The sequence below is a fragment of the Corynebacterium sp. genome (assembly GCF_030826625.1).
In the GTDB taxonomy this organism is placed as follows: domain Bacteria; phylum Actinomycetota; class Actinomycetes; order Mycobacteriales; family Mycobacteriaceae; genus Corynebacterium.
The window spans coordinates 1-13,561 of the sequence record NZ_JAPJNQ010000057.1; the positions used below are offsets into that span (position 1 = coordinate 1).

Annotated in this window: 11 protein-coding genes and 1 pseudogene; 3 read left to right on the top strand and 9 right to left on the bottom strand. The window is 56.3% G+C overall.

Annotated elements, in window-relative coordinates:
- Nucleotides 1-1,565 (top strand): HNH endonuclease signature motif containing protein (locus RCH87_RS07725; RefSeq protein ID WP_306516141.1); only part of this gene is annotated, 1,565 nt, incomplete at its 5' end.
- Between the two features lie 191 nt (nt 1,566-1,756).
- On the opposite strand, the gene RCH87_RS07730 is transcribed toward RCH87_RS07725, so the two are convergent.
- From RCH87_RS07730 to RCH87_RS07750, 5 genes are all read right to left on the bottom strand, one after another.
- Nucleotides 1,757-1,858: a 30S ribosomal protein bS22 gene (locus RCH87_RS07730; RefSeq protein ID WP_003855542.1), complete on the bottom strand. Its 102-nt coding sequence runs from the start codon at nt 1,856-1,858 to the stop codon at nt 1,757-1,759.
- 228 nt (nt 1,859-2,086) lie between these two features.
- Entirely contained in the window at nt 2,087-2,278 is a 192-nt protein-coding gene (locus tag RCH87_RS07735) for a helix-turn-helix domain-containing protein (RefSeq protein WP_306516142.1), read from the bottom strand.
- A 539-nt stretch (nt 2,279-2,817) separates the two neighbouring features.
- Nucleotides 2,818-3,624, bottom strand: coding sequence for a pyrroline-5-carboxylate reductase (gene proC, locus RCH87_RS07740; protein ID WP_306516143.1), 807 nt, complete (start codon nt 3,622-3,624; stop codon nt 2,818-2,820).
- Nucleotides 3,625-3,838: 214 nt separating this feature from the next.
- Nucleotides 3,839-5,281 (bottom strand): hypothetical protein, encoded by a 1,443-nt coding sequence (locus RCH87_RS07745; RefSeq protein WP_306516144.1) that lies wholly within the window; start codon nt 5,279-5,281, stop codon nt 3,839-3,841.
- Nucleotides 5,282-5,292: 11 nt separating this feature from the next.
- Complete coding sequence (locus RCH87_RS07750; RefSeq protein ID WP_306516145.1) at nt 5,293-6,222, bottom strand: Ppx/GppA phosphatase family protein; 930 nt, start codon at nt 6,220-6,222, stop codon at nt 5,293-5,295.
- A 78-nt stretch (nt 6,223-6,300) separates the two neighbouring features.
- Between RCH87_RS07750 and RCH87_RS07755 the strand changes: the two are divergent.
- Nucleotides 6,301-7,161, top strand: a pseudogene (locus RCH87_RS07755) (hypothetical protein).
- Between the two features lie 51 nt (nt 7,162-7,212).
- Here the strand turns inward: RCH87_RS07755 and RCH87_RS07760 are convergent.
- The 4 genes from RCH87_RS07760 to mshA form a co-directional block, all read right to left on the bottom strand.
- On the bottom strand, nt 7,213-7,908 hold the full coding sequence (locus RCH87_RS07760; protein ID WP_306516146.1) for a response regulator transcription factor: 696 nt from the start codon (nt 7,906-7,908) through the stop codon (nt 7,213-7,215).
- A 103-nt stretch (nt 7,909-8,011) separates the two neighbouring features.
- Nucleotides 8,012-9,118: a sensor histidine kinase gene (locus tag RCH87_RS07765; RefSeq protein WP_373690949.1), complete on the bottom strand. Its 1,107-nt coding sequence runs from the start codon at nt 9,116-9,118 to the stop codon at nt 8,012-8,014.
- 344 nt (nt 9,119-9,462) lie between these two features.
- A complete protein-coding gene (locus tag RCH87_RS07770; protein ID WP_306516148.1) occupies nt 9,463-10,341 on the bottom strand; it encodes a phosphoglyceromutase in 879 nt (292 codons plus the stop codon).
- A 27-nt stretch (nt 10,342-10,368) separates the two neighbouring features.
- Nucleotides 10,369-11,688 (bottom strand): D-inositol-3-phosphate glycosyltransferase, encoded by a 1,320-nt coding sequence (gene mshA / locus RCH87_RS07775; protein WP_306516149.1) that lies wholly within the window; start codon nt 11,686-11,688, stop codon nt 10,369-10,371.
- Between the two features lie 780 nt (nt 11,689-12,468).
- Here mshA and RCH87_RS07780 point away from each other — a divergent pair.
- Complete coding sequence (locus RCH87_RS07780; protein WP_306516150.1) at nt 12,469-13,509, top strand: MFS transporter; 1,041 nt, start codon at nt 12,469-12,471, stop codon at nt 13,507-13,509.
- Nucleotides 13,510-13,561 lie beyond the last annotated feature (52 nt).

Here is a 13,561-nt window from a genome sequence, read left to right on the forward strand (position 1 = left end):
GATCCACGAGCAAACCCCTCGCTCAGTACTCCCCGAGTGCTGCGGCCTTACAGCACCTTGCGCAGGCTTCTTCGTACCGTAGGTCCAGCGACGTTGCGCTCGCATGGTGTGCGGAGCGAAGCAAGATCGGCAGGTTGGTAGGTACGACAACGGCGCGTGGTTTTTATACTAAGCGCCTGGGTTTTTCTACCTCCCATGCGAATTCTCTAAAAGCCAGCGCAAAAACGGCCTATGGGTCGATTTATATTCCCGAATACGATCCCGACGATGAACTGCTCGCCGACGAATCCAGTAACCAGCGTTCGCGTCGCCTCAGGGTAGCGAAAAATAAGCTCAGCCAAGAGAAATTTGCTCAGTCTGAAAGCCGTCGTCTAGCACTGCAAATCTCGCCCGACCAGCTCGATGCGATTGATCACCAACTACGCCATCTCAACGACACTGCGGTGCCCGGAAGGCATCGTGTTCGTATGGAGTCGATCCAGCAGGCGGTTGCAGGTCGCGACTGCGCTGACCTGGCTCATTGGTGTCGCGACCGCATTCGCGATGCCAATAACCACCCGGATGCGCATTCAACCCCGGAAAAATCACGCGCCTCGCAACAATCGGCGCGCGCGAAGCGTGCTGTGACCAGACCGCGTGAGCTTCCAAACGGGATGATGAATTTTGGCATTACCACTGATCCCACGTTTTCTGCCCGCATAGAGGCGATACGCGCACAAGCCACACGTGTATGGAAGGCGCGCCAGGCTGATGCCACTGTTGCTGAAAACCGCACTCTGCCGCAGTTTGTGCACGACTATTTCATGGATACGATCCTCGGGCCGGTCCCCTATTCTTCAGAGGGTGGCATCAACCTAACAGGAGAATCGCCTACAGCGGCGAATAATCCCGGCGAAACCCCCAAAACACCATCCCAAGATCAAACCACTCAGGCGGCTAAAACGACTAAGCAGGAAGTCAGTCCTGCAGCCAGCCGATCCGATCGGAGCCGGGTGAGCGCACAACTAGTGATCGTCGGCACGCTCGATGATTACCTCAACATGGGGCCATCATCGAAATTCCAGACTGACACGGGGATCACGCTTACGCCACGAGAGATCATGCAGCTGGGTATTTCGGAATGTCACCTTGGCATAACAGATAACGGGCGAGCTGAGATTCTCGACGCCGGGAGAGTACGAAATATGTCGCAGATTCAACGCGCGTTCCTGACTGCAATGCAGTTGGTCTGCAGTTACCCAGGGTGCAGCGAACCAGCGGCAAATTGCGAAGGTCACCATATCGTCGCTTTTTCGCAAGGTGGAAAAACGGAGATCGACAACCTAGCGCTGTTATGCCCGTACCACCACCGGGCGAACGATGACCAGCGCACCGGCAACAATAACAAGGGGTACATCACTCATGAGGGGCGCAGCCACTTGGTAGGCCGATTCGATCCTAGAACTGGACGCACCGAAATCAATGAGTCCGTGGTAGCGAAAAAGGCACCAGGCCGCCGATTAATGGCGAAGGACGGCGTCATGAACGGTGATACCAGGACCGAAGATTCCCGACGAGCTGCCTGATCTGGGATGATTCTCTCGCCATTTAAGCGTGTGCTTGGTTGACCTAAGACACACAAAATCCCTGTGTGCCCGTCTGAAACTCTGCCATAACTGTGTCGAAACAAGTCGGCAAGATCCATTCAGGCCCACAGGGTGCGTGCTGACAACCAAATCTCTGATGATTTGGCGGTCGCTGAATAAAATTGAGTAGTTTACTTACCCAATTTACGACGCTGAACGCGAGTGCGACGCAGCATCTTACGGTGCTTCTTCTTGGACATGCGCTTACGGCGCTTCTTAATCACTGATCCCATGGTCAGTACCCTCAATTCTTCGTTGATATCTGTACAAAACTACCGACACTAATGCTCAACACTTTAGCGATTCCCCAGAAGCTTACCCAAATTAGGGTCTTCACTGGGAAACACCCCACCGGCAAGTCGAGTCTATCGACGATGTTCCAGGCGCCATAAACTCGAGATTTAAAACCCGAGCTCGTGAGAGCCCAGTTCTGATGTGGTGGCCGGTGTTGAGACCGTGTGTTACCCGACCTCGTAGATTGAAGAGTTCAGATATTCACTCACGGCTTCTTCGTGAACGCGGAAAGAACGTCCTACGCGCACGGCCGGTAGATCACCAGCGTGTACGAGGCGGTATACCGTCATCTTCGAGACCCGCATCATTTCAGCGACCTCGGCGATGGTCAGGAACGTTCCCTTATCTTCATGTGCCATATAAATCTCACCCTTCAGCTCGTAGTGCGCTGCAGGCTTCCCCTCCCGCAGGACTTCACACGCACGTGCTCAAACTAGTCTAGCGTGTCACTTGTGACTATTGCGACCCGCCCTGCACATTAATCCCAAAATTCGCTTCAAACATCGGCAATACCACCTGAAACGCAACTGTTCATGCGTTTACAAAAAGCTAAAATTCCGGTCAGCTGCGGCCATTTTGTCCTCCACAAATCACACCGATGTAACTCCCGCCTGCATTCGCACCGCGATGGCAAACAAACGGTGGGCGGAAAAGGATTGCCTGCCCGAAAAATCCAAATCCCCACTGCACACAAGGCTGCCTTCAAAATACGAAGGCAGTGGGAATGCAGCGGGGATACACCGGGAATGCAGTAAAGAGGCGGTACGGTGGCAGCTAGAAGGCAAGAACGCTGAAAAATAAGCAACCAAGCTCTCGCCATTGAGACGAAGCTAGCTCTGCTTTTATGAAGCTAGCTCAGCTTTTATACGGAACTAACTCCGCCATCAAGCTCCACTCGCTAGCCCAATTCTTTGGAGCGGTTAGCGCAAGCTTCGGCCGCACGGAAAAACATGCCTCGAATCCCGGATTCTTCCAGTTCACGCAGCGCATGCACCGTGGTGCCTCCAGGTGAGGATACGTTTTGACGCAGCGTTGCTGGGTCACGACCAGAATCGGTCAGCATCTTACCGGCGCCATGTGCCGCATTTGTAGCAAGTTTTTCGGCCACATCGCGCTTCAGACCAAGCTGTACACCAGCGTCGATAAGCGCTTCGGTCACGAGGAAATAGTAGGCCGGTGAGGATCCCGACATCGCAGTGACCGCATCCATATTGCTTTCTTCCACGATGACGACTTCACCGACGGCCTCCAACAACTCGGACACGCCGGACATCTGCTTATCAGTGACATTTGTTCCAGGCGCTGCAGCATTTGTGCCCTTACCCACCAGCATCGGGGTATTCGGCATCACTCGTACGACCGGCACTCCATCGCCTGCAGCCTTTTCCATCGCGTCGAGCGTGAGCCCTGCAGCCATCGACACGACAACGGTCTTACCTGAACGAGTCTGTAAACCCTCGGATACTTCTTCCAACAGGTCGATAATGTGATACGGCTTCACGCAAAGAAACGCATAGTCTGCTTCTTGGATCGCGGCCACGTTATCCGACGTTGTATTCACGCCGTAATTGTCCTCGAAATACTTGGACTTATCCGCGCTACGGTTGGTTACGGTGATGGACTTTGGGTCGTAATCGGAGGCTACAAGACCGGAAACGAGAGCTTCACCGATCTGGCCTCCACCTAATACAGCAATGTTAGTCATGACTTCTACGATGCCAGAAAGCGAAACCCCTAGCCACCACATTGGGTTGGACTAGGGGTTTCGCAAACCTTGCAGATCATCGCGTCAAAGCCTGCTGTCGGCTGACCGGTGCGCAATCAGGCTCACAATAAAGCACGCAATAAGGTAGGCAATAAAGTACGCTGCCGGCGGGTAATTTTGCACCGAAGACACCGTCGACAAGCACTTGCCGACGTTATAGCACCACCAAAACTGCCGGACCGAAAGTCAGTAGCAGACCAACGATTACCGCCAGGCTCATCGATAAGCCATCTCGCTCCGTGCGCAACGCATGCACGACGCCTGCCATCACACCGGTTACACCAACTGCCAGGGCTGCAACCAGGAAATTGTTGAGCGAGCCCCAGAGCATCTCGAAGCCCTTGAACACGACTACGCCAAGAACTATGCCGACGAGTGCCAGCAGAATAACCGCAATCGGGTTCATGCCCTCGCCTTCAGCTGCTGGTTTTTCTTGCTCAGCATCTGCGCCTGCATGAACCGGGGACTGCTGGTCGCTTTGTCCTGGCGTGAACAGCTGTTGGTCACCGCGCGCACGAGGTTGTGGCTTGCTTTGTTGTGCGCTCGCGGCAGCCGCACCGCTCACCTTCTGAATTTCAGAAGTATCGTCAACTGCCCGCTGGCCAATCTGCTGTGTGGCAGTTTTGGCCTGGTTCGAAGATTCTTTGACCTGGCTGGTGGTGTTTACCTTGGGGATTTCGCCCGTGGTTTCAGCATCGCCACGGGTTTTCCCAGACGCGTCTTTCTTCTCTTGACCCGTGTGTGCATCGGTGACTCGCGAAATTTCTGCAGTTTCATCGGCCGCCGGGCTTGGCTTCTCAGCAGCTTTTGCGGCAGGCGACGTTGCAGCAGGCTCGCCTTGCCCAGTCTTCCCAGTCTGCCCAGTTTGCCCATTCAGCCCAGTCTGCCCCGGTGTTCCGGATTCTGTGGTTGCAGTGCTCTCGGTTTTTGCCTTCGCCGCAGGCTTAGAGGCTGGTTTCGCAGTCACATTAGAGGCTGGTTTCGCAGTCACATTAGAGGCTGGTTTCGCAGCGACATCTTCACGGCTGTTCCTGTCAGCATTTGCTACCGCACCAGCCCCTGGGTTAGTTATAGCACCAGCGGTCGCGGACTTATCCGCACGTCCATCCGCTGTCGCGTCACTAGTTTTCCGGTTAACCGTGAACGATTTCGTTCTCGTCCGGGTTACCTGCTGCTTTGTGGCTGGTTTCTCAACTCCGCCGGCGTTCGTGGCAGGCTTTCCGCTGCCTGAAAGCTTCTCGGCTGGAGATTGCCCGGTCTCAGGTTTCCCGGCCTCAGTCTTCCCGGCCGCAGACTTGCCACCCGCAGACTTCCCGGCCGGTGCGCCTGCATCCGTCGTCTGCCCCACTGAAGGCTCGTCAATCGGCGAACCGTGCTTAGATTCCTTTGGCTTAGCCTTGACCTTCGGGAAGGATCCCGTCAGCTCCGCGACGGAGACCCCACCATCTTCCATGCTGCGGCGCCGACGGCGACGTGGTTTCTCCGCAGCATCCTTGTCGGAACTGCCTCGCCCGCCCCGCGCTCCATCAGCATCCTTTTTCTCTTTGCCGGCGCGAGCCAACAATTCCGCGACTGTTAATTGTTTGTCGTCAGACATGCTGTCTCTCCCTACTCCAGTCCTTTATCGATGCGACGCAGAATCACGCCTTCGCGCAGTGCCCACGGGCAGATTTCGAGTTCGTCGATTCCTAATGCTCGCATACTAGCTTCCGCAACCAAAGCACCGGCAACGATTTGGTGAGAACGATCGTTGCTCACTCCCTCAAGTTCGGCTCGGTCTGCAGCCGTCATGCGGGAGATAAAAGCAATGAGTTGGCGCAAACCAGGAGCGGTTAGACTGCGCCGCACATAAGGGCCTGCTGACGACGGCGCCGCACCGGTCAAGCGCGCCAGCGAACGAATCGTCTTCGAGGTACCCACCGCGATTCCGGGGTCACCATAGGCGCGGATCTCGGTAGCAACGTCCTTCAACTCGGCGTCGATGTAATCACGCAGAGTATTGATCTTCTTCTTGCCCGGCGGATCAGTGTCGAACCAGTTGTAGGTCAAGCGTCCAGCACCCAAATCCAACGAACTCGCAACATCTGGGTGCTCATGGGTCCCGGTGCACAGCTCCAGCGAGCCACCACCAATATCGATGTTGGTGATGCGCCCCGCTGACCAGCCATACCACCGGCGTACGGCCAAAAACGTCAGCCGGCCTTCGTCCTCACCCGACAGGATCTCCAGACGCACTCCAGTGTGCTTTTCCACCTCGTCCAAGACATAAGCCGAGTTGGTGGCAGACCGAATTGCAGACGTCGCAAAGGGCATGAACTCGTCACACCCGAGCTTATTGGCCAGCTCTTTGGCTTCCTTAACCGCCGCAATCAGCTTCTTCAGCCCACGGTCGTGGATATTGCCGTCGGAATCGAGCTGCTCCACCAGCTTCAGCGAGGTCTTCCAATCACTCATTGGGGTTGGTCGACCACCGTCGCGGACATCTACTGCTACTAGGTGGACAGTGTTGCTGCCCACGTCAATTACACCTAATCGCACACTCCTAGCCTAAACGGTCTACGGTGTCTAGGTGTGAATCACGCACACTCTTCTTCTGTTTTACTTGGTTTTCCCGCAATGTCGCCGGCCGGGAAGTCCATTCGTGCTGGCCGCGAAACCGCCCCGGATTTCCCTCGGGAATGGTTCGAATTCACCAACCCAGACGATCCGGAACACGTATTTTCCGTCGACCTGACTTGGGTAGAATCCCACTACAGTTGCCGTTTTGGTACGCCGGAGTGCTTTGGCATTCGGGAAGGCATCACCGACGTGGCGTGCTGCACCCACGGGGCTTTTCTTGCGGACGAAACCGACCAGGACCAGCTTTTCGACGCCGTCGCCGAGATGCCCGCGAAGTATTGGCAATTGCGCCCGAAGAACACCGACGAACACCTTTCTGGAGTTGCGCCAGCTGGCGAGTTGGAGCCGTGGCTGGTTTGGGACGAGGAAGAAAACGACGATGGCGAGATGGAACCGTCATTGAAAACCCGTACGGTCGACGGCGGGTGTATTTTCGCAAATCGCCACGGTTGGGAAACTGGTGCAGGTTGCGCCCTGCACCAGTGGGCGATGGCGGAAGGTGAGGACTTAACCGTCGTCAAGCCGGAAGTGTGTTGGCAGGTGCCGATTCGTCGGCATGAGGATTACGAGACACGCACCGATGGCGTGGAAATTCTGCGCACGGTGATTGGCGAATAAGACCGACGCGCCTGGGGCAACGGGGGTGAAGATTTCGATTGGTGGTGTTCGTCAGCGCCACAATGCCACACCACGAACGAACCACTGTGGCAATCGCACCGGGAAGAGCTCACCGCCGTGATGGGAAAACGCAATTACGAGATCCTGGTGAATCACTGCCAGGTGCGCCAGCAAGCTCGCGAAGCAGGCGTGGAGCTTCCACAACATCCAGCCACCCGGCAGGCGCAGCGCGGAAACTAGGCAGGGCGGCATCCGATCAAGTCCTGATTAGATGCCAAAGTCAGCACCTGGTCAGGCGTCGAATTTATAGCCCAGCCCGCGCACGGTAACCACATGCGAAGGCCGTGACGGCTCCGGTTCGATCTTGGAGCGCAATCGTTTGACGTGAACGTCGATGGTTTTGGTATCTCCGATGTAGTCCGAGCCCCAAATCCGGTCAATCAGCTGCCCTCGGGTAAGCACACGGCCAGCGTTTTCCAGCAGGTACTCCAGCAAGTGGAATTCTTTCAGCGGCATCGGCACGGCTTCGCCGTCGACGTAGACGATATGCCGGCCGACATCCATGCGCACGCGCCCGCCTTCCAGAATATTCTCCGAATCACCGTCGGCTTCTGGTTCGCTGGGCTCGCCGCCACGGCGAAGGACGGCCCTGATGCGGGCAGTCAGTTCGCGAGCGGAGTACGGTTTCGTCACGTAGTCATCCGCACCGAGTTCGAGTCCAAGCACTTTGTCGATCTCCGAATCGCGTGCAGTGACCATAATGATCGGCACCTGCGACGTCACCCGGATCTTTTTGCATACCTCGGTGCCGGACATGCCGGGCAGCATAAGGTCGAGCAGCACAATATCAACGGGGTGGGACTGGAACGTCGACAAGGCACTGGGGCCATCGGTAGCGACGAGCGTGTCGAAGCCTTCCTTGCGCAATAAGAATGCCAATGGGTCGGCCAGCGACTCTTCGTCTTCCACGATCAATACAGTAGCCATAGGGCTGGATCCTTTTGTCGTTGTGTTTTGGTGCATCCGGTGCGAGCCAGTCCTGCGTAACGCCGTGACCATGCAAAACATGGTTGCGGTCGCAGGGCTAATTCTATAGCACGCCCCGTTCACTGTCATGATCACGATATCGCGGCAATGCCAGAGTGAAGGTCGTGCCTTCGCCGAGCTCTGAACGCAAACTGATATTGCCGCCGTGATTCGCGACTACATGTTTAACAATCGCCAAACCCAATCCGGTACCACCGGTCTGGCGGGAACGTGCCTTATCTACCCGGAAAAAGCGCTCGAAGACCCTTTCTTGGTCGTCTTCTGCAATACCAATCCCCTGGTCAGCCACGTAGATGCGCACTTCTTCTGCTGATACGGCCTCATAGCTGACGGTCACCGGGGTCGCGTCGGGTGAATAATTGATCGCGTTGGAGACCAAGTTCGAGACAGCGGTCACCAGCAAATTCCGGTTTCCGACGACGAACAATTCCGATCTCGCTTGCGCGGTGCTTGTCGACGCGACAGCATCACCCTTGCCCCCGACCAGGGCGCGCAATTCAATTCCGTGATTCTCCGCAGCCATCTGATTGCGCACGATCGCAGCGCTGACCACATCATCCACCGAGACCGGCTCAATCTCCGGCAGCGCTTCAGCGCCTTGCAACTTGGATAAGGAGATCAGCTCGTGGACCATATCGGCCATGCGATTGGCCTCACGCTGCAGCTGCTTACCAAAATGTTCGACGTGTTCGGGATCATCCGGCGATCCCAACAAAGCCTCAGCCAGCAGAGCCATACCTCCAACAGGCGTCTTTAGCTCATGGGACACGTTGGCGACGAAATCCCGACGCGCCGATTCCATGCGCACGTTTTCGGACTCATCGGTGCCGTAGACGATCACGAACCTATCGTCGACAAGCGTCAGAGGCTTCACCAGCGCACGCACGTTTGAAATCCGGTTCCCGGTACGACGTTTCGGGATTTCCAGTTCGAGCACCCGATTTTCTTTTTCTTCGTCGTCAAACACGCTGGCAGCCACCCGCCACACTTGCTGGTCGACGGTGCGGGCATGCACCAGGGCCATGTCGTGGGCCGGAGCATTCGACAGCATGACATCTCCGTTGCGATCCAAAACCACGATACCTGTGGGCGAGCTCTGGATCACCAGGTGCAACATTTGGCCGACGGTGACAACCTGGTTTGATTCCATGGTTTTTCTCCGCTGCGACTGCCCAGGACGCAAGTCGTGCCGGGCACCATCATTCGCACTAGCGGGATTGCCATTATGGGTGTCACTGTGGACGCCACTGTGGACGCCCCGATGAACGTCACTGTGGACGCCCCGATGAACGTCACTGTGGACGTCATCGCGGCTATCTTCCCAATGACCCGCCCCCATCGCAACGGCCCCCACCGCAGCGCGTCCGCCGCGTTTAACACGCCCGCGGGGCCGCGTCGCACGCAACACTGCGACCCCCACAGCAACGACCGCCGCGATGACCAGCACCGTCACCACGACGGTGAGAGCAACAATCTGCGTCGTCGTCACGTGTACTACTTTGCTGCGCCAGCTTCGCCGCTAGCCTGCCCCTGGTTGGCCACGGCGGCGGCACCGGCTTCGGCTGCCTCTGGGTCAAGGTAACGCCCACCAGGGTTGGCGATGGTGCCATCGGCGGCGAACTCGTAAACCAATGGCATGCCGGTCGGGATGTTTAGGCCGGCGATGTCTTCGTCAGAGATCTGGTCGAGATGTTTGACCAGCGCGCGCAGCGAGTTGCCGTGTGCGGCCAGCAGAACGGTTTGTCCCGCACGCAGGCGTGGCAAGATCTCGGCTTCGAAATACGGAATCGCACGGGCAACGACGTCTTTCAGGCATTCGGTGCGCGGCGGGTTCTCCACGTCGGCATAGCGCGGATCACCAGCTTGGGAGTACTGGGAGTCGTCGGCAAGCTCTGGCGGTGGAGTGTCGTAGGAACGACGCCACGACATGAACTGATCTTCGCCGTACTTATCGCGAGTTTCCGCCTTGTTCAACCCCTGCAGGGCACCGTAGTGGCGCTCGTTGATGCGCCAGTTGCGGACAACCGGGATCCAATGGCGATCAGCCGCCGACAGCGCAATGTTCGCCGAACGGATCGCACGACGCAGCAACGAGGTGTAGACAACCTCGGGTTTCAGTCCGGCAGCAGCGATCAGCTCGCCGGCCCGGCGCGCTTCGTTCTCTCCGCGGGCGGTCAGATCCACATCCACCCAGCCGGTGAACTGGTTGGATTCGTTCCAGGTGGATTGGCCGTGGCGCAGCAAGATGAGCTTGCCGTTGCCGGCGTCATTGCCGCGTGCCGACGCGTTCGCCCCGTTTGGTGCGCTCGGTGCGATGTCAAAATGCGGGTCGGAATTCGGGTCAGTATTAGAAGCAGAATTAGATCCAGTCATGCCTTCTAGCATGCCACGGACAACCCACTAATTGCCGCTGGCTTGCCGATTCCGCAGCCCGGATACACCGTCAGTACTCGCAATCGCATCCTGAAATACCCCCACTAGCCGGTCGGCAGCCGCCGCCCACGAAAACTGCGCAGCATGACCCACCGCGGCCTGCCCCATCTGGACGCGGCGTTCGTCGTCGTCCAGCAAATCTGCCAACGCATCGGCCCAGTCGGCGGGGTCGTGCCCGTCGACAAGCACACCCGTCTGCCCATCTGCAACGGCAATCGGCAGGCCACCGACCCGCGCGGCCACCACCGGGGTGCCGCAAGCCTGCGCCTCCATGGGAACGAGCCCGAATGATTCGTTGTAACTCGGCACCGCAATCAGGTCGGCAGCTTGATACACCGCCACCAGCTCCTCCGGCGGACGGGTATCGATGAACCGGATGCACTTGCCAACGCCCAGTTCACGGGCAAGATTGTGGTAATGATCCGGGCTGGCTGCGCTTCCCGACGGGCCACCGCAGATCACCACTCGCAGGCACCGGTCAGGCTCGCGGCGGAAGAGCTCGGCGGTAGCGCGGATGAGCACCTCGGGGCCTTTGAATTTCTGGAGCCGGCCGACGAAAGCCACGACCTTGGTGTGTAGTGGGATGCCCAATTCGCGTCGGGAGCGCTCGGTGTTGCGGTCTGTGCCCGGGGTAAACAGTTCTAGGTCGGCACCTGGCGGGACCACCACGATCTTGGATGGTTCGGCATCATAATGGCCGATGAGGTCGCGGGCTTCTTCGTCGGTGTTGACGACGAGAGTGTCGGCGTTGTCGACGAGCTGTTGTTCGCAGATGCGGCGGGCCTCGGATTCAGCGGTGTCGTCGGCCGAACGGTAGGCGTTTTTCACCGCCGCGAGGGTGTGGGCGGTGTGGACGAGGCTGATGCCCCACAGGTCGCGCAGCAACCAGCCAACCTGGCCGGAGAGCCAATAGTGGGAGTGGATGGCATCGTACGGTGCGTGGCAGGGAGCGTAGCCAGTACGGGATTCCTGCTGGGCCCCCGATTGGGATTCCTTGTTGACGAACTGCACGATGCCCCCGGTGAAAGCAACGAGCTGCGTCGGCAACGATTCTTTTTCCAGCCCGACATAAGGGCCCGCGATGATGTTGATAACGCGGAGATTATCGGCAAGCTGCATGACCTCCGGCTGGGAGGATCGGGTGGCGCGGGTGAAGATATCGACGCCAATGCCCTGTTTCGCGAGCTGGCGGGCAATATTTAAGACGTAGACGTTCATGCCCCCGGCATCGCCGATTCCCGGCTGCTCGATGGGTGAGGTGTGCATAGAGATCATGGCGATGCGCATACTTGCATCCTAAAGATACTGGCATGCTGCAGCAGAACCGGAGCTTATATAGGTCGCGATCTAGAACGATAAGCCCAGCGTGACCGCTAGACCTCGCGCGAAAAAACTTGCCATGTGCGCACGAAACGCCGCATTTTTCTGTTACCCCTGGCATGCGGAGTGCATCGACATGCTGCTCGCCAGAATACGAACCTCAACTAAATGAACGCCACAGCCCTTCACATCCTGTTTTAGGACAGCCCAGATTCCCATCTATTCCAGCGGAACAAAACCTGGGACACTCCACCTGCCGGGTTTGTGCCTCTTCAAGAATTCGCACAGAATCTAAGTACAGAATTCCTCGACATTATCTGCTCAAAAGTAGAGTCGCTTATCAAAACCATCGCAAACTCAGGCGTACAGTGGATAGACGTATCTCCCTCAAACATTCTCATCAACAACAAACTAGAGATTAAAGCCATAGATTTCGAAATCATTAGTGATGAACGGGGGACCAGCTATTATGGTCTCCATCCAGTCTTTCAAGAGCAAGCTCCTACCCCAAGAGAATTAGCGAGCTTATTGCGCGGAAGTCTATCGGCACTGATCCAAAATTAATGACATAGCACCTGGAGCACATCATGTTCACATTACTGCATCAATAGATCTCATTTGACACACCGCAAGTTGCGGCGGGTCAAGAGGTTGACCCGTGAGAATTACCCATTTCGGAATTCCAACGCTGGGTTCATGCTGCGCGCATGAGCTTTCAGTCGCGGTTGCCAAAGATTGAGAGACACGATGCAGGATTATAAGACTTCTGATCAAAAATTTTGGACCATCGTACGCAAGAATCATCCTGACTATCTACGGTGGTTCTTCGCTGATACAGCAAGCGCCTTGGGGGCATCCCTCGTGGCTATCCCTATTTCACTTGCGAGCTACTACCTCACTGGAAGCCTAAGTCAAGCGGGAGTGATCGGAGCCGCAAGCTCGGCAGGCTCGATGATCATGACGATCCCAGCCGGGATGATCATCGATCGTTTTAACAAGAAGAAATTACTTCTCTTCTACGGGCTGAGCCAAATTGGTATCTGGTCAACCTTCTCGCTACTGCTTTACTTGGGCAAATTCACTTTCATGCTTTTGTTCTTCTTTAGCCTGTTTGCAGGAATGATTACAGGCACGTTCGGAGGCTTGACCAACGCCATTTTGAGATTCATCATTCCTGAGAATTTGCTTGTTCAAGCGCAAGGCCGTAACCAAACTCGAGACAACATTATCTGGATGCTCGGACTCCCTTTAGGAGGCTTTCTCTACGGCCTAGCCCCGGTTATTCCCTTCATTGCACAAACGTTGTGTGGGTTGGGTCCGCTTTATGCTTCAAGAACCATCAGTACGGACCTGGGGAAGAAAAACAGTGAGCAACGGTATTCGTTTAGACAGTTCTGGTCCGATAGTAAATATTCTTTGGCTTGGATTTGGAAATATCCGAGGCTTCGAACAATCTTCAGCATCGATATCTTCTCCAACTTCGCCAACTTTTTCCTCATCGCATCCATTGACCTATGGCTGGCATACCTCAAAGTTGATGGTTGGATAATCGGCCTCACCTCAGCCATGTTCGCCCTTGGAATGATTGTTGGAGGGCTTCTTCAAGACCGCCTCATCAAGCAATTGCCAGGAAGAAACATCATCCGAGCAACGATGTTTTGGGAGCTACTGTGGTATTTGTTGCTTCTTGTATTTTCTCAGTATTGGCCGTTTATCGCAGTTGCAGCATTTTTCATCGTAGTTCCCTCCATTGCGTGCAACTCATATTCCGGAGGACTGCTTGCGTGAAGTGCTCCCCATTAGTTGGACTGAAAAATCAGTTTCTGACTAGTGGGGAGTA

What these genes read in the sequence shown, in the direction of transcription:
- RCH87_RS07730 (WP_003855542.1), bottom strand. Translation starts at nt 1,858, where the DNA reads ATGGGATCAGTGATTAAGAAGCGCCGTAAGCGCATGTCCAAGAAGAAG.
- RCH87_RS07765 (WP_373690949.1), bottom strand. Translation starts at nt 9,118, where the DNA reads ATGGAATCAAACCAGGTTGTCACCGTCGGCCAAATGTTGCACCTGGTG.
- RCH87_RS07745 (WP_306516144.1), bottom strand. Translation starts at nt 5,281, where the DNA reads ATGTCTGACGACAAACAATTAACAGTCGCGGAATTGTTGGCTCGCGCC.
- proC (WP_306516143.1), bottom strand. Translation starts at nt 3,624, where the DNA reads ATGACTAACATTGCTGTATTAGGTGGAGGCCAGATCGGTGAAGCTCTC.
- RCH87_RS07780 (WP_306516150.1), top strand. Translation starts at nt 12,469, where the DNA reads ATGCAGGATTATAAGACTTCTGATCAAAAATTTTGGACCATCGTACGC.
- RCH87_RS07760 (WP_306516146.1), bottom strand. Translation starts at nt 7,908, where the DNA reads ATGGCTACTGTATTGATCGTGGAAGACGAAGAGTCGCTGGCCGACCCA.
- RCH87_RS07735 (WP_306516142.1), bottom strand. Translation starts at nt 2,278, where the DNA reads ATGGCACATGAAGATAAGGGAACGTTCCTGACCATCGCCGAGGTCGCT.
- RCH87_RS07770 (WP_306516148.1), bottom strand. Translation starts at nt 10,341, where the DNA reads ATGACTGGATCTAATTCTGCTTCTAATACTGACCCGAATTCCGACCCG.
- mshA (WP_306516149.1), bottom strand. Translation starts at nt 11,688, where the DNA reads ATGCGCATCGCCATGATCTCTATGCACACCTCACCCATCGAGCAGCCG.